Genomic DNA, 15,476 nt, shown 5'->3' with positions numbered 1-15,476 from the left:
GGACCATGGCCGAAGCCGATCTCGTCAGTTTTTCCGATATCCAGCTGAAACCCGATCCCTCGCGGACGGTGATCCGACCGTTCAACGTCGAATATCCCGGCCCCTTCAAGGTCGAGGGCCACTCGCGGGCGGTGCGGGTGATCGACCGCGTGCTGTCGCTGACGCACGACGAGCTTCACGCCGAACGCGCGCGCGTAACCGAATCGCTCGACGAACGGCACCGCGACGTCGACGATCTCCTGTTGCACCGGTTCGGCGAGGTGATGGCGGTGCTGGACGATCCGCGCCCGATCACGCGCGACCAGCAGGTGCTGATCGGTGCGTATCTGAGCGAGGAATATTCGTTCGAGGCGGCGGCGTTGTTCAACCCAAGCATGGTGCTCCACCCCGATCAGGACGGTGCGCCGGAGGATGGCCTGCGCTTCATCCTGTCGCTGCGCGGGATCGGCGAGGGCCATGTGTCGTCGGTGACGTTCCGTACCGGACGCTGGTCCGCGAACGACGGTTTCTCGGTCGACCCCGCGAGCCGGACCGCGGTGCCGCCACGGATCGCCCCGACCGACCGCGGCGCGACCGATGGCGGACCGACCAAACTCGATTGCAGCGGCAGCCGCGACGTATCGGAAACCGTGCTGTTCCCGGTGCTGCCGAGCCAGCGCCAGGGGATCGAGGACGTTCGTCTCGTCCGCTTCGATGACGGCAATTCGCCCTATTATCTTGCCACCTACACCGCGTTCAGCGGCGCCGAGACACGGTGCGAATTGCTGCGGACCGGGGATTTCAAGACGTTCGAGATGCAGCCGATGCGCGGTGCGGTCGCCGGCACCAAGGGGATGGCGCTGTTCCCGCGCAAGATCGACGGCCGCTATGCGATGCTCGGGCGGCAGGACAACGAGAATATCTGGTACCTGGCATCGGACGACCTGCTGACCTGGGAGGGTGGCACCAGGATCGTCGAGCCGAAATGGCCGTGGGAGTTCATCCAGATGGGCAATTGCGGCTCACCGATCGAGATCGACGAGGGCTGGCTGGTGCTGACCCACGGCGTCGGTAGCGTGCGCAATTATTGCGTCGGTGCGTGCCTGCTCAATCGCGACGATCCGACCAAGCTGCTGGCGCGGATGACCGAGCCGCTGATCGTGCCGAGCCCGAAGGAGCGCGACGGCTATGTGCCGAACGTCGTCTATAGCTGCGGGGGAATCGTGCAGGGGCGCACGTTGCTGCTGCCGTTCGGGGTGGCGGACAATTTCGCTTCGTTCGCGACGGTGGATGTGGGGCGGTTGGTTGCGGCGATGGTGTGAACGCTGGACCCTACCCAGCGCCAGCCAGATCAGACGACGAGTGCCTTACCCCCGAAATCCTCGGCCGCGACCGTGTCGATCTGGCGTTCGATACCGCGCGTGAGACCTGCCGGGACGGTTACCGTGAAGCCGCGAGCGATCAGGCCTTCCACCGCCCAGCGGACGCAATAGTCGGCCGCGACGCCGATGACGGTGACGTCGGTGAGGCCCTTTGCGGCAAGGTCTGCGAAGAAGTCTTCGCGCGGGGTCGTCGATTGGCTTGCGTCGCGCGCGTCCTCGATCGCCAGGCCCGGTTCGGCCCACATGTCGAACACCCCCTTCTCGATCCGCCATGCCGGGATCGCGGGGTCGACCAGCGCGACGTCCAGCATGTTGCCCCAGCCTCGCGTGCCGCGGACGCAGTGGATCGGGAACATCTGCGCCTCGGGCGAGGCGGCGTAGGTCTCGCGGAAATGGGTGTCGAAGGTGAAAAGCACGCCCGCAGTTTCGGCTGGCGTCTGCGCGGATAGCCACGCCTGCATCGGCGTGACCAGCGCCGCGGCCCCCGCGACACTCAGCGCGCCGTTCTCCGCCATGAAATCCCACTGCGTATCCACCACGACCACGAACCGCGCCACCGCACCTCTCCTTTGGCCGCTGCTTGACACACTCGCGTCTTCTCGGACACCCGCAGCGTCCAGCAACGCAGGAGCCCGCGCGCATGGCCGTGACCGATATCGCCACCCGGACGTACAACCACAATTTCCGGCTCGATCCGATCGTGCGCAGCCTGCTCGATACCGATTTCTACAAGCTGCTGATGCTGCAGATGATCCGGCAGGTGTATCCGGATGTCGGCGCCACCTTTGCGCTGATCAACCGGACGACCAGCGTGCGCCTCGCCGAAATCGTCGACGAGGACGAACTGCGCGCGCAGCTCGATCACGCGCGGACGCTGCGGTTCGCGAAGAAGGAGCTGATCTGGCTCGCCGGCAACAGCTTCTACGGGAAGCAGAAGATGTTCGGGCCGGAGTTCATCGCCTGGCTCGCCGATTTCCGCCTGCCCGCCTACGACCTGCGCAAGGTCGACGGGCAGTATGAACTCCATTTCGACGGCCCGTGGACGCACACGACGATGTGGGAGATCCCCGCGCTGACGATCATCAACGAGCTGAAATCGCGCGCGGCCCTGCGCGATCGCGGGCGGTTCGCGCTCGACATCGTCTATGCGCGCGCCAAGGCGAAATTGTGGGAAAAGGTCGAACGGCTGCGCGAGCTCCCCGACCTTGTCCTGTCGGATTTCGGCACGCGGCGGCGGCATGGATTCCTGTGGCAGCGATGGTGCGTCGAGGCGCTCAAGGAAGGGCTCGGCGACCGGTTCATCGGTACCTCGAACGTGCTGCTGGCTATGGACGCCGATCTGGAGGCGATCGGCACGAACGCGCACGAACTGCCGATGGTGACCGCCGCGCTGGCCGACAACGACGCCGAACTCGCCGAGGCACCCTACCGCGTGCTGGAGCATTGGCGGCAACATTATAACGGCAACCTGTTGATCGCGCTGCCCGACGCGTTCGGGACGACCGCGTTCCTGCGCAATGCGCCGCACTGGCTGGCGGATTGGACTGGCTTCCGCCCCGACAGCGCGCCGCCGATCGCGGGCGGCGAGCAGATCATCCGCTGGTGGGAGGAGCAGGGCGTCGATCCGAAAACGAAGCTGCTGATCTTCTCCGACGGGATGGACATCGACACGATCGAGCAGACCTATCGGCATTTCCATGGGCGCGTGCGGATGAGCTTTGGTTGGGGGACGAACCTGACCAACGACTTCCGCGGTTGCGATCCCGACGGGGCGGCGGCGCTGGAGCCGATCTCGCTGGTCTGCAAGGTGATCGCGGCGAACGGCCGGCCGGCGGTTAAGCTGTCGGATAATCCGGCCAAGGCGACCGGCGAGCCAAGCGAGATCGCGCGGTATCTGCGCGTTTTTGGGGAAGCCGACCGCGCCTCGGCGCCAGTGCTCGTCTGACGGTTTCAATCCCCCCCGCCAGGGGGAGGTGGCGCCGAAGGCGACGGAGGGGGAGGACACGGAACAGAGGTTTCCCTTTCCTCCCCCTCCGTCTGGCAAGAGCCAGCCACCTCCCCGGGCGGGGGAGGATCGTTAGGCTGGCTCAGTCCTTGACCAGCTTCATGAAACGGCGCTCTACCGGGGCCAGCACCGGCCCTAGGTCATGCCCGCGCTTCACTACCGCGCCGCCCTCGCCGATCAGCGCCCACATGCCCTGCTTGTTGCGCAGTGCCGGGCGTTTCTCGATCCTGAACTCCGGCCGTTCGGCGGCCCGGCGGAAGGCGGCGAAGACCGCGGCGTCCTTGCCGAGATCGATCGCATAATCGCGCCAATGCCCCGCCGCGACCATCCGGCCGTAGAGATCGAGGATGCGATTGAGTTCGAGGCGTTCGAAGCCGACCTGCGTCGCCTTGGACGGTGTCGGGAACGGCACGACGCCCATCAGCTATCACCCATCATGCGCGGTCGCGGCGGTCCTCTGGACGCTCATCCACGTGGCCATCGGCGAGCAACGCATCGAGCCGCTTGCGCATCGTCTCCAGCTCGCAGCGCATGAGCTCCATCTTCTGCGTCGCAGGATCGAATGCCTCGCTGCACGGCGTACCATAGGGGACGAACCGCGGCATCTCGGGGGCGTTGCCGCCCTCGATCGTGGTCGCGCGCGCAGGAATGCCGACGACCGTGGTACCCGCCGGCACGTCACGCGTGACGACCGCGTTGGCACCGACGCGCGAGCGCTTGCCGAGCGTGATCGGCCCGAGCACCTGCGCGCCCGAGCCGATGATCGCACCGTCGGAGATGGTCGGGTGGCGTTTGCCCTGCACGCCGTTGTCGGGGCTGGTGCCGCCGAGCGTGACGCACTGGTAGATCGTCACGTCGTCGCCGATCTCCGCGGTCTCGCCGATCACGACGAAACCGTGGTCGATGAAGAAATTGCGGCCGATCGTCGCGCCCGGATGAATGTCGATCGCGGTCGTGAAGCGCGACCAGTGATTGACGCAGCGCGCGAGGAAATAGAGCTTCGCCTTGTACAGGCGGTGCGCGATGCGGTGATAGCCGAGCGCCCAGACGCCGGGGTACAGCATGATTTCCGCGCGGGAATGCGGAGCGGGATCGCGTGCGCGGATCGAATCCAGATAGGCCAGTAATCCGCTCGACATCCGCAGTCCCCTTCGCGATGTCCGTATCTAGGGTATCGGCCCACCTATTTCCAGAACCGGCTGACCGTGGATCCGGTCGCCGCGTCGAAACGATGGGATCGGTGTAAAGCCTATCTTTGTTGTGGGATTTGTTGGCGCGTTGCAGATTATCGCCAATACTATCCGGGGGATGCCGATGTTCGATCTGACGACCTTGAGTTTCGAGACGTTACTCCCCTTCATCCTGGTGGGGTTCGCTGCGCAGATCGTCGATGGCGCGCTCGGCATGGCGTTCGGGGTGATCTCGAACACGTTGCTGCTCTGGGTCGGGGTGCCCCCGGCCGCAGCGTCGGCGGGCGTACATACCGTCGAGACCTTCACGACCGCGGTGTCGGGGATCAGCCACGTGCTGCACAAGAACGTCAACTGGACGCTGTTCCTGCGCCTCATGATACCCGGCGTGATCGGCGGTGTGCTGGGCGCGTACGTGTTGTCCAACATCGATGCGAGCACCGCGAAACCGTTCATCTTGGCGTATCTGACGTCGATCGGCGTGTACCTGCTGTACCGCGGGCTGCGCTATCCCCCCAAGCAGAAGGAGCCGAAGATCGTCGAGCCGCTCGGGCTGGTCGGCGGGTTCCTCGATGCGGCGGGCGGTGGCGGCTGGGGGCCGGTGGTGACATCGAACCTGCTCGTGCAGGGCGCGGCACCACGGACGACGATCGGGACCGTGAACACCGCGGAATTCTTCCTCACCGCGACGATCTCGGCGACGTTCATCACGCAGCTCGGCTGGGCGGCGTTCACGCAGGCGACGGTGGGATTGCTGATCGGCGGCGTGCTGGCCGCACCGTTCGGGGCGATGCTGGCGAAGCGCGTGCCGGCCAAGACGTTGATGGTGTTGGTCGGGGTAATTCTAACGCTGACGAGCCTGTTCGGACTGTACCGCGCGATCTGCCACTGAGTTCGCCAGCGATACCATGCTGGCCGCCGCGCTCATTGTGCGCTGCGGCATTTGCGGGGTGGCGTAATCGATCGGGCACTCTATCTGTCGTGTGATGATCGATAGAGGCGATTAATGGCAGCGACCTACCTACCCACGCTCAAACAGTTGCAGTATCTCGTTGCGCTGAAGGACCATGGTCATTTCGGGCGGGCCGCGGAGGCGTGTTTCGTGACGCAATCGACGCTGTCGGCGGGCTTGCGCGAACTGGAGACGCTGATCGGCGTGGTGCTGGTCGAGCGGACCCGGCGCGTGGTGCGGTTCACGCCGCTGGGCGACGGGATCGCCGACAAGGCACGGCGCGTGCTGCGCGAGGCGGAGGAACTGGGCGACATGGCGCGCGCGGCAGGGCAGCCGCTGTCGGGCGACATGCGGATGAGCGTCATCCCGACGATCGCACCGTTCATGCTGCCGAGGATCCTGCCGCGGTTGCGCAAGGATTATCCGGACCTGAAACTGTTCCTGCGCGAGGAACCGAGCGGGGCGGCCTGCGAGGGACTGCATAACGGGCGGACCGACTGCGTGCTGCTCGCCCTGCCCTATGCATGCGGCGAGGTGACGTCCGAGACGTTGTTCGAGGACCGCCTGTTCGTCGCCTATCCGTCGGGCGAGGTGCCTTCGGCGCGACCTGCCATTCCGGCGTCGGCGATCGACGAGACGCGGCTGCTGCTGCTCGAGGACGGGCATTGCCTGAAGGATCATGCGCTGGGCGCGTGCAATCGACCGGAGCTGCGCGCGGAGGCGACGATGCTCGGCACGTCGCTGCATACGATCGTGCAGATGGTCGACAACGGACTGGGCATCACGATGCTGCCCGAAATGGCGATCAAGGCGGGGATCCTGGACAACACCAACATCACCGCACGGCCTCTCGACGAGGTGAATGCGGTGCGCCGGATCGCACTGGTCTGGCGGCGGGCGAGCCCGCGCGAGAAGGATTTCCGGCTGATGGCGAAGGCGCTGGCGGACGTCCAATAACGGTATCCGCTTGGCGCACGATTGGCACGGGTGCGCAACCAACTCGGCGTTCGATCGTATGTTTTCCAGATTGCCTGGAGATACCAATGTCGAAGACGTTTCCGCTGCTGCTGCTCACGAGTGCGCTGGCGCTTGCCGCGTGCAGCGGCAAATCGAAGGACGATGTCGCCAGCGCATCGACGACCCCCGCCAACCCTGCGCTGGCGGTGCCGAATGGCCCGCCCGCCGTGGCCAATCCGACTGTCGGTGGCGTACCGATGATGGCGACGCGGACGATCGTCGACAACGCGTCGGCCGCGCCGAACCTGTCTACGCTCGTTGCTGCCGTTAAGGCCGCAGATCTGGTCGGCACGCTGTCGGGACCGGGTCCGTTCACGGTGTTCGCGCCGACCAACGACGCGTTCGGGCGGCTGGCACCGGGCATGGTCGATACGCTGTTGAAGCCCGAGAACAAGGCTTCGCTAACCAAGGTGCTTACGTACCATGTCGTGCCGGGCGTCATTACCGCCGACGATCTGCGTCAGCGGATCGCGGCTGGAGGCGGTACCGCGACATTGACCACGGTCGAGGGTGATCCGATCACCGCGACGATGGTCGGTGCCGTGATCGCATTGACGGACGTCAATGGTAACAAGAGTTATGTAGAAACGGCGGATGTTCGCCAATCCAATGGCGTTGTGCATGTCGTCAACGGCGTGATCGTACCTAAACTAAGCTGATTTTCGCCGCATAGGCTCGGTTCATCGCATCCTTGCTACGACTGATCGGCGAAATAGTTGAGATAGACCGTTCGTTATCCCAATTCTACAGTTCGAGTTTCATTCGCCCCATTCACAATCTCTGGAGTTGCAGATGACTGTTAAGACGAACCTTATGATTGCCGCAGCATCGAGCCTGCTCATTGCTACCGGCGCCACTGCCCAGACGGCAGCCCCAACTGCGCCGCAGACCGCCGCGCCGACTGCTCCGCAGACTGCCGCACCGACCACACCGGCAGCACCCGGCACGGCGGTCGCACCACAGACGGCTGGCGCGCCAGTTGCACCCGCTGCCGCAACGACCACGATCGCCGCGGCGCTGCCGACGTTGCCGAACCGTGCGACGCTCGCCAAGCTGGTGACTGCGGCGAAGTTGCAGACGACGCTGGCGGGTCCTGGTCCGTACACGCTGTTCGCGCCGAGTGACGAAGCCTTTACGCGTCTCCCTGCCGGTGCGCTCGATACGCTGCTGAAGCCGGAATCGGCGCCGACGCTCGCGACGATCATCAAGTATCATGTCGTGGCTGGTGCAGTGACGGCCGACCAGTTGAAGGCGCAGATTACCGCAGGTGGTGGCAAGGCCACGCTGACGACGCTCGCCGGCCAGCCGTTGATCGCCTCGATCGGTCCGAACGGCAACATAGAGCTGACCGACACCGCCGGGATCAAGTCGTACGTCGACACGGCGGATATCAAGGAGACGAACGGTGTCGTTCATCTCACCAATGGCATGAGCGTTCCGAAGCTCGGCTGATGCGATTGCGGGCCGCGGTTTCCCCCCGGGAAGCGCGGCCCGTACCACATTGTTTTCCCGCGAAGGCGGGAACCCAGTCTAGGCTCCCGCCTTCGCGGGAGAACAAGCCTAGGTCGATGCGCTTATTTTTGCGTAGCTTCCCACCGAGCAGCTGCAGCATGATCGCCATCGCGCGCCTCGACCCATCTCGCTTCGAAACCACGCGTCTCGCGTTTCCAGAACGGAGCGTCGGTCTTCAACCGGTCGATCAGATAGGCACACGCCTCCAGCGCCGCGCCACGATGCGCCGCCGTCGCCGCAACGAACACGATCCGCTCGCCCGGATGCATCGGCCCGATACGGTGCACGATGACCGCGGCACTCAGCCCCCAGCGCTCGATCGCGCCCTCGGCAACCTTCAGCAACGCCGCTTCGGTCGCGCCCGGATAATGCTCCAGTTCGAGCGTGCCAACGCCATCGTCCGCGCGGACCAGCCCGGTAAAGGTCGCGACCGCCCCTGCCCCGGCCGCTTCCGCCCGCGTCATCTCGGCGGCAATATCGATCGGCGCGTGCTGAACCGAGACATGGATCATCCGCCGGTCACCGGTGGGAAGATCGCGATCTCCTGCGCCCGACCGATCGGCGTAGCCAAGGCCACGAAATCCTGATCGATCGCCGCGCGCAGTCGCGAGCGATTCTCGAACGCACTCGCATGCGCCGGACTCGTTTCCGCCAGCCAGTCGACCAGATCCGCCACCGTCGCCACGCTCGCGGGCGGCTCGACCGTTTCCTCGCCCGTGCCAATACGCTCGCGTACCCAGGCGAAATAGACCATCCGTATCGTCATGCTTAGTCCATGTGCTTCAGGCCGACGCGGAGATAGTCCCATCCGGTCAGCAAGGTCAGGACGGCCGCCCCCCACAAAGCGACGATGCCGACCGTGTGAACCCAAACCATGTCGGGCACCGCGCCACCGAGGATGATGCCGCCGAGCGACACGAGCTGCAGCGTCGTCTTCCACTTCGCCAGCTGCGACACTGGCACGGACACCTGCACCTGCGCCAAGAACTCGCGCAGTCCCGACACCGCGATCTCGCGCAGCAGGATCACCAGCGCGGCGATCACATGGATGCCGGCGATATCGCGCGTGCCGACCAGGATCAGGATCACCGCCGCGACCATGATCTTGTCGGCGATCGGATCGAGGAAAATGCCCAATCGCGACACCGCGCCGCTCGATCGCGCGAGATAGCCGTCGAAATAATCGGTGATGCCCATCAGGCAGTACAGCACGAAGGCGATGCCGTAGCCCGCCTCCCAGTCCGGCCACCACAGGAACCAGACCAGCAGGGGCACCGCGACGATCCGCGACAATGTCAGGAGGTTAGGCAAGCTCAGCACCCACCACCCCTATACCGGTCGGTCGCGCGGCGAAACCGGTTTAAGCGTTGGCGTGGGCATGGCGCTGGGCTAAGGGTTTGGCGTATTTTCGCAACGATCTGGGCGATTTCTCGCATGCTCAATGCCCTCGGGTTGCTGAAGCAACGTCGCTTCCTGCCCCTGTTCACCACGCAGTTTCTCGGCGCGTTCAACGACAACCTGTTCAAGACTTCGATGGTCCTGTTCGCCACCTATGCGGTCTTCAACGACCCTAAGATGGAGGCGAACTTCAACGCGCTGGCGACCGGACTCGGCATCCTGCCGTTCTTCCTGCTGTCCGCGCTCGCCGGGCAATTGGCGGACAGTCACGACAAGGCGCGGATCATCCGGATCGTGAAGACGGTCGAGATCGGCATCATGCTGCTCGGAGCGACCGGGCTGATGGTCGCGCGCGCCGGACATCCGTCGCTCGGTATCGGGCTCATGCTCGGCGCTGTGCTGTGCCTGGGCGTGCATTCGACGTTCTTCGGGCCGATCAAATACGCGATCCTGCCGCAGCACCTGGCGCCGTGCGACGTGCTTGGCGGCACCGGCCTAGTCGAAGCGGGCACGTATCTGGCGATCCTGCTCGGCACCGTGACTGCCGGCTGGATCCCGATCGAGGGCGCCGCCGCAAGCGTGCTGGTCGTTGCTGCGATCGGCTGGTTCGCGGGGCGTCAGGTGCCACCAGCACCGCGCGAAGGCCCGCCGCTGAAGCTCGACTACAACCCGTTCACCGCGTCGTGGCGGCTGATCAGTGCTACCCTGCACATTCCGCGGCTGTTCCTCGCGATCGTCGCGATCAGCTTCTTCTGGACGATCGGCGCGGTGCTGATCATCGTGTTCCCGCCGCTGGTGAAGAACGTCCTCACCGCGGACGAGCGAGTCGCCAGCTTCGTGATCGCGGTGTTTTCGGTCGGCGTCGCGATCGGCTCGGTAGTCATCAACTCGATGCTGAAGGGCCGTATCTCGGCCAAGTTCTCGCCCGCGTCGGTGATCGCGATGGGTGGTTTCGTCGTGCTGTTCTCGTTCCTCGCCCGCAATTGGACGCCAGCGCCAGCGGGTCATTATTACGACTGGGCGGGGTTCATCCATCAGCCCGGCGCGATCCCCGTGCTGGCGACGCTGCTGGCGATCGCGATCACTGGCGGTATGTTCGTCGTGCCGCTCTATGCGTTCCTGACGACGACCGTCGAGAAGGACCAGACCGCGCGCACAGTCGCGGCAAACAATGTCGTCAATTCGGGCGCGATGACGATCGGCTCGATCCTCGTCATCGGTATTACCGCGATGGGTGTTACGCCCGAGGACATGCTGTTCCTGGTCGCGGCGATGTGCCTGGTGTCCGCATGGCTGGCGCAGAAGCTGCACCGCGCCTGCGACGACGATGCCGTCGGGTGTTTGCCGACGTTGAGGAAGTAGGCGCCGAACAATCCTCCCCCGGCAGGGGGAGGATCGTTCACCTCAGAAAATGAAGCTGTAGAAACAGGTGAAGAACGCCGCGAAGCTGAGCGCGAACAGCTTCAGGTCGTGATCGTCGTTCTTGGCGCGCGCGATCACCGGTGGCGGCAACGACCGCCGCAGCGGATGGCGGGCGGCTTCGTTGGTGAGGACTAGGCGTCTGGTCATGATGCAAACGTTAACGCGGCGTTTACCAGATCGACCAGCCGCAAAAGTGGTTAAACCAAGCTCGTCCGGGAATGGGACAGATTTGGATGGGCGGTAACGGCTTCCCAACGGAACGTCGAACCGCTGTCTTTGCGCAGAAACCACGTATAAGCTGCGGTCAACGCCCGTGATTCTGTGGTGCAAGAGGACCCTGACAATCCAGCAGATCGGCGCACTTCCCTATGTGATCGACGAAGCCGGGCACGCGCGCGTAATGCTGATCACTTCGCGCGATACCGGCCGGTGGGTGATCCCGAAGGGCAATCCGATCGTCGGGCTCGCCAGCCATGAGGCGGCCGCGCAGGAAGCGTATGAGGAGGCCGGCATCCGCGGCATCCCCTGCCCCTCGCCGGTCGGACAGTTCGCGTATCGCAAACGCCGCCGCACCGGCCGCTACCGCGACATGGTCGTTACCGTGTTTCCGCTGGCATTCGTCGAGCAACTGGACGACTGGCCCGAGCGCGAACAGCGCGACACGCGCTGGTTTACGCTTGATCGCGCCGCCGAGGCTGTCAATGAGCCCGGCCTGAAGGCGCTGATCGCTGCTTTCCGCGAGCCGCCGATCCCGGCGTCGTTCGCGCAACGTATCTTACCCGTCGTGCGCACGAGCGCGAAAAGGAGAATTCCGATGCTGGGCTGGTTCCAGTCGCTGATGCCGAAGCAGGGACGGTTCTTCGAACTGTTCGACGCGCATGCCGCGACCCTGGTCGCCGGCGCCGATGCGCTTGCACGGCTGCTCCACGGCGAAGGCTCGATCGAGGGGCAGATCGCCGAGATCGTCAAGCGCGAGCACGAGGCCGACGATATCACGCGGGAGGTGTTGCAGGACGTCCGCCGGGTGTTCGTGACGCCGTTCGACCGCAGCGCGATCACGGATTTGATCGGCGTGATGGACGATGCGATCGACCAGATGAATGGCACCGCCAACGCGATCGCGCTGTACGAGGTGACCGAGTTCTCGCCCGAGATGCGCGACATGGCCGGCATCATCGTCGAAGCCGCACGAATCACCGCGGAGGCGATCCCGCTGCTGCGGTCGCTCGGCACTAACGCGGGGCGGTTGCACGACCTGACCGCGCGGCTGATCCAGATCGAGGGGCATGCCGACGACATCCACGACACGGGCCTGCGCGCGCTGTTCCAGGCGTCGAAGATCAGTGCGGATCCGATGACCTTCATCATCAACCGCGAGATCTACAGCAGCCTGGAAAAGATCGTCGACCGCTTCGAGGATGTCGCGAACGAGATCCAGGGGCTGGTCATCGACCATGCTTGATGTGCAGTCATCGATAGGTGCCCCACCCCGGCGGAGGCCGGGGCCCAATTGGGGGACGGCAATAACCGAGGACGGTGCACTGTTACTGCGACCTCTCCAACTGGGCCCCGGCCTTCGCCGGGGGGGTGTACTTATAGCGGATAGGGCGGCAATCGCATGATCCTCTCGCTCCCCCTCCTGATCGGCCTCATCGGCATAGCGCTGCTGTTCGACTTCCTGAACGGCCTCCACGACGCGGCGAACTCGATCGCCACCGTCGTCTCCACGCGCGTTCTCAAGCCCCAATACGCCGTCCTCTGGGCCGCGTTCTTCAACTTCATCGCGTTCGCCGTCTTCGGCCTCCACGTCGCGCAGACCGTCGGCACCGGCATCGTCCAGGCGCATGTCATCGACGCGCAGGTGATCTTCGCCGCGCTGATCGGGGCGATCGCGTGGAACGTCATCACCTGGGTGCTCGGCATTCCGTCGAGCAGCAGCCATGCGCTGATCGGCGGTCTGCTCGGTGCGGGCATCGCCAAGATCGGCTTCGGCGCAATCGTCTGGAGCGGCGTGATCAAGACCGTCGTCGCGATCTTCGCCTCACCCGCGATCGGCCTGATGCTCGCGCTGGTGCTGGTGCTGATCGTTGCCTGGACGAGCCTCAAGCTCACCCCGCTCGGCGTCGACAAGCGTTTCCGCAAGCTCCAGCTGATCTCGGCCGCACTCTATTCGCTCGGCCATGGCGGCAACGATGCGCAGAAGACGATGGGGATCATCGCCGTGCTGCTCTACTCGCAGGGCCTGCTCGGAGGCGAATTCCACGTGCCGCTCTGGGTCGTCCTCTCCTGCCAGGCGGCGATGGCGCTCGGCACGCTGTCGGGCGGCTGGCGGATCGTCCACACGATGGGCTCGAAGATCACGCGGCTGACCCCGGCACAGGGCTTCTGCGCGGAGACCGGCGGTGCGATCACGCTGTTCGCCGCGACGTTCTGGGGCATCCCGGTGTCGTCGACGCACACCATCACGGGCTCGATCGTTGGCGTCGGTGCCGCGCGACGCCTGTCGGCGGTCCGCTGGAACGTCGCGAGCAACATCGTCGTCGCCTGGACGCTGACGCTGCCCGCCGCCGGGTTGATCGGCGCAGGGACGTATCTACTGGTCGGGCTGTTCGTCTGAACTCTCCCCGCCGATCCCAGGCGACGGTCTATTGACGCAGCCGTAAACGGCTCCGACACTCCCGGGCGAGCGAAGGACAATGATCCTTCGCCGCCAGGGAGAGGACATCATGAAGACGACCTATGCGGCGTTGCTGTTCGGGACCGCGCTCGGCGTCGCGACTCCGGGCGTGGCGCAGACCGCCAGCCCGACCAGTGTCGCGAGCACCGAGACCTATAACCGCATGGTCGTGTTCGGCGACAGCCTCGCCGACGGCGGCTATTATCTGACGCTCGATCCAACCCTGCCGCGCGATGCGGGCAGCTTCACGACCAACCCCGACCCGGTCTCGCCCGAAGTCCTCGCGGCGCGACTCGGCCTCCCGCTTGATCCGGTCTACGGCAAGGGCGGGACCAATTACGCGGTCGGCGGCGCGCGCGTCACGGCGGCCAACGGATTTTCCATCCCCGTCACGACCCAGATCAGCAACTTCCTCGCCGCTGGCGGCACGTTCGGTCCGCGCGATCTCGTCTACATCCAGGGCGGCGGAAACGATTACTTCGCGTTCCAGGCGGCGGGCAGCACCAACACCGCGATCCTGACCACCGCTGCGACCCAGCTTGCCGCACAGGTCAGCCGGCTCCAGACGGCGGGCGCCACGCGTATCGTCACGCTCGCGGTCCAGACCGGCGGCGCGGCCGGGCTCCAGCTGTTCAACCGGACCTATGCCGCGGCATTGGCGGCGGCGAACGTCAACGCACTGTATTTCGATACCGACCGGCTGTTCGGCGAACTCGTCGCGAGCCCCGCGACCTATGGCTACACCAACATCACCGGCGTCGCCTGCGCCGTGCCGTCATCGCTGGCATGTACGCGCGCGACACTCGTCTCGCCCGACGCCAACGAGACCTATATCCTGGCCGATAGCGTCCATCCTTCGGGCAAGACGCAGCGCATCCAGGGGCAGGCACTGGCCAGCCTCGTCCAGGCTCCCGACCAGATCGCCGGGCTCGGCTACGCGGCACAAGCGATGTTCCGCGGCCAGCGCGACCTGTTCGAAGGCGCAGAACGCGGCGGCGCGCAACGCACCGGGCACGCGCTGTCACTGTTCGGCAGCGCCGGCTATCATTATTACGCGAGCGGCAATTCCGCCCAGCGCGTCGGGATCACCGAGCGCGGCTTTAGCGGTACCGCGGGCGCCGACCTCGCGATCGGCGATGCGTCGGGAGTCGGTGTGGCTGGCGGCTATTCCGATGGCACCGGCGACTTCAAGGCCGGCGCTGGCACCTACAAACCGCGCGCCTGGTCGGTCAGCGGCTACGCGCGCGGCGAACTTGGCCCGGTGCGCCTGCTCGCGGACGGGACGTACGGCGAGATCGACTATCGCCACATTCGACGCACCGTCCAGCTCGGCCCGGCGATCCGTTCGCATGAGGGCGAGACCGACGGCACCTACGTCGCCGGCCGCGTCACCGCCGCCTTCGACCTGATCACGCTCGGCGGCGTGGCGTTCGGCCCCGACATCGCGGCGCAGTACGACCGCGTCCGCATCGCCGGCTATGCGGAAACCGGCGGGCTCTCGACCGCGGCGGCGTTCGGCAAGCAGGAGATCAAAAGCCTGACCGGCCGCTTCGGCGCCGTGGTCCGGACGGTCCCGGGCGAGCCCGTGCGGTTCTTCGCCCGCGCCGGCTACGAGCGCGAGTTCGACGACGATCCGCGGACACTGACATTGACCCCAACGGGCGCGCCGATCAGCTTCACGAGCACGGTGGAACGCGCCGATCGCAGTTACATGAGCTACGCGATGGGCGTGGACGGCAATGTCGCCGGCCAATTGTCGCTTCGCGCTGGTGTCGCCGGCTACGCGTTGCGCGACGACCGCGACAGCGTGTCGGCATTCGCAGGGCTATCCGCCGCGTTCTAACTGCGTGGCGACGGTGTTCGGGATGTGGAGTGCCGCGTCCAGAACACCGTTCGATTCGGGCTGAGGCAGCAGGCCAACGACGTCGCCGTCCGGCCCGAT

17 protein-coding genes are annotated in these 15,476 nt (G+C 65.4%); 10 read left to right on the top strand and 7 right to left on the bottom strand.

The genetic code is table 11. The features are described 5' to 3' along the window. Window positions 1–5: 5 nt before the first annotated feature. Entirely contained in the window at window positions 6–1,301 is a 1,296-nt protein-coding gene (locus AC3D24_RS18045; RefSeq protein ID WP_489032482.1) for a glycoside hydrolase family 130 protein, read from the top strand. 29 nt (window positions 1,302–1,330) lie between these two features. Here the strand turns inward: AC3D24_RS18045 and AC3D24_RS18040 are convergent, their stop codons facing one another. Beyond that, on the bottom strand, window positions 1,331–1,918 hold the full coding sequence (locus tag AC3D24_RS18040; protein ID WP_489032481.1) for an isochorismatase family protein: 588 nt from the start codon (window positions 1,916–1,918) through the stop codon (window positions 1,331–1,333). An 83-nt stretch (window positions 1,919–2,001) separates the two neighbouring features. Here AC3D24_RS18040 and pncB point away from each other — a divergent pair, with 83 nt between their 5' ends. After that, window positions 2,002–3,306 (top strand): nicotinate phosphoribosyltransferase, encoded by a 1,305-nt coding sequence (pncB, locus tag AC3D24_RS18035; protein WP_489032480.1) that lies wholly within the window; start codon window positions 2,002–2,004, stop codon window positions 3,304–3,306. A 142-nt stretch (window positions 3,307–3,448) separates the two neighbouring features. On the opposite strand, the gene AC3D24_RS18030 is transcribed toward pncB, so the two are convergent. Then, on the bottom strand, window positions 3,449–3,787 hold the full coding sequence (locus AC3D24_RS18030; protein WP_489032479.1) for a DUF2794 domain-containing protein: 339 nt from the start codon (window positions 3,785–3,787) through the stop codon (window positions 3,449–3,451). A 13-nt stretch (window positions 3,788–3,800) separates the two neighbouring features. Then, a complete protein-coding gene (gene epsC / locus AC3D24_RS18025) occupies window positions 3,801–4,505 on the bottom strand; it encodes a serine O-acetyltransferase EpsC (protein WP_489032478.1) in 705 nt (234 codons plus the stop codon). A gap of 175 nt (window positions 4,506–4,680) precedes the next feature. On the opposite strand from epsC, the gene AC3D24_RS18020 reads away from it, so the two are divergent. The 4 genes from AC3D24_RS18020 to AC3D24_RS18005 all read left to right on the top strand — a co-directional run bounded on the left by AC3D24_RS18020 (window position 4,681) and on the right by AC3D24_RS18005 (window position 7,977). Continuing rightward, window positions 4,681–5,448 (top strand): sulfite exporter TauE/SafE family protein, encoded by a 768-nt coding sequence (locus AC3D24_RS18020; protein ID WP_489032477.1) that lies wholly within the window; start codon window positions 4,681–4,683, stop codon window positions 5,446–5,448. 114 nt (window positions 5,449–5,562) lie between these two features. Then, window positions 5,563–6,465 (top strand): hydrogen peroxide-inducible genes activator, encoded by a 903-nt coding sequence (locus AC3D24_RS18015; RefSeq protein WP_489032476.1) that lies wholly within the window; start codon window positions 5,563–5,565, stop codon window positions 6,463–6,465. An 86-nt stretch (window positions 6,466–6,551) separates the two neighbouring features. Continuing rightward, window positions 6,552–7,184 carry a fasciclin domain-containing protein gene (locus AC3D24_RS18010; protein WP_489032475.1) on the top strand — a complete coding sequence of 211 codons (633 nt, stop codon included), beginning with the start codon at window positions 6,552–6,554 and terminating at the stop codon, window positions 7,182–7,184. Between the two features lie 133 nt (window positions 7,185–7,317). Then, complete coding sequence (locus tag AC3D24_RS18005; RefSeq protein ID WP_489032474.1) at window positions 7,318–7,977, top strand: fasciclin domain-containing protein; 660 nt, start codon at window positions 7,318–7,320, stop codon at window positions 7,975–7,977. 122 nt (window positions 7,978–8,099) lie between these two features. Here the strand turns inward: AC3D24_RS18005 and AC3D24_RS18000 are convergent, their stop codons facing one another. Genes AC3D24_RS18000 through pgsA form a run of 3 tightly spaced genes read right to left on the bottom strand, consistent with a single transcriptional unit; the run spans window position 8,100 to window position 9,357 of the window. Then, complete coding sequence (locus AC3D24_RS18000; RefSeq protein ID WP_489032473.1) at window positions 8,100–8,549, bottom strand: molybdenum cofactor biosynthesis protein MoaE; 450 nt, start codon at window positions 8,547–8,549, stop codon at window positions 8,100–8,102. Beyond that, window positions 8,546–8,803, bottom strand: coding sequence for a molybdopterin converting factor subunit 1 (moaD, locus tag AC3D24_RS17995; RefSeq protein WP_489032472.1), 258 nt, complete (start codon window positions 8,801–8,803; stop codon window positions 8,546–8,548). The genes AC3D24_RS18000 and moaD overlap by 4 nt, the downstream gene beginning before the upstream one ends. Window positions 8,804–8,805: 2 nt before the next feature. Beyond that, a complete protein-coding gene (gene pgsA / locus AC3D24_RS17990; RefSeq protein WP_056057734.1) occupies window positions 8,806–9,357 on the bottom strand; it encodes a CDP-diacylglycerol--glycerol-3-phosphate 3-phosphatidyltransferase in 552 nt (183 codons plus the stop codon). A 114-nt stretch (window positions 9,358–9,471) separates the two neighbouring features. On the opposite strand from pgsA, the gene AC3D24_RS17985 reads away from it, so the two are divergent. Continuing rightward, window positions 9,472–10,797: an MFS transporter gene (locus AC3D24_RS17985; protein ID WP_489032471.1), complete on the top strand. Its 1,326-nt coding sequence runs from the start codon at window positions 9,472–9,474 to the stop codon at window positions 10,795–10,797. A gap of 42 nt (window positions 10,798–10,839) precedes the next feature. Here the strand turns inward: AC3D24_RS17985 and AC3D24_RS17980 are convergent, their stop codons facing one another. Beyond that, window positions 10,840–11,004 (bottom strand): hypothetical protein, encoded by a 165-nt coding sequence (locus AC3D24_RS17980; protein ID WP_489032470.1) that lies wholly within the window; start codon window positions 11,002–11,004, stop codon window positions 10,840–10,842. A 196-nt stretch (window positions 11,005–11,200) separates the two neighbouring features. On the opposite strand from AC3D24_RS17980, the gene AC3D24_RS17975 reads away from it, so the two are divergent. The 3 genes from AC3D24_RS17975 (at window position 11,201) to AC3D24_RS17965 (ending at window position 15,377) form a co-directional block, all read left to right on the top strand. Then, window positions 11,201–12,319, top strand: a complete 1,119-nt coding sequence (locus tag AC3D24_RS17975; RefSeq protein WP_489033217.1) for a DUF47 family protein — start codon at window positions 11,201–11,203, stop codon at window positions 12,317–12,319. A 156-nt stretch (window positions 12,320–12,475) separates the two neighbouring features. Further along, window positions 12,476–13,474, top strand: a complete 999-nt coding sequence (locus tag AC3D24_RS17970; RefSeq protein ID WP_132738978.1) for an inorganic phosphate transporter — start codon at window positions 12,476–12,478, stop codon at window positions 13,472–13,474. Between the two features lie 109 nt (window positions 13,475–13,583). Then, on the top strand, window positions 13,584–15,377 hold the full coding sequence (locus AC3D24_RS17965) for an autotransporter domain-containing protein (protein ID WP_489032469.1): 1,794 nt from the start codon (window positions 13,584–13,586) through the stop codon (window positions 15,375–15,377). The last annotated feature ends 99 nt before the right edge of the window (window positions 15,378–15,476 follow it).

This window comes from Sphingomonas sp. SL1004, assembly GCF_057815015.1.
The sequence above is the reverse complement of the archived record's forward strand: the minus strand, read 5'-3'. Positions and strand labels throughout refer to the sequence as shown.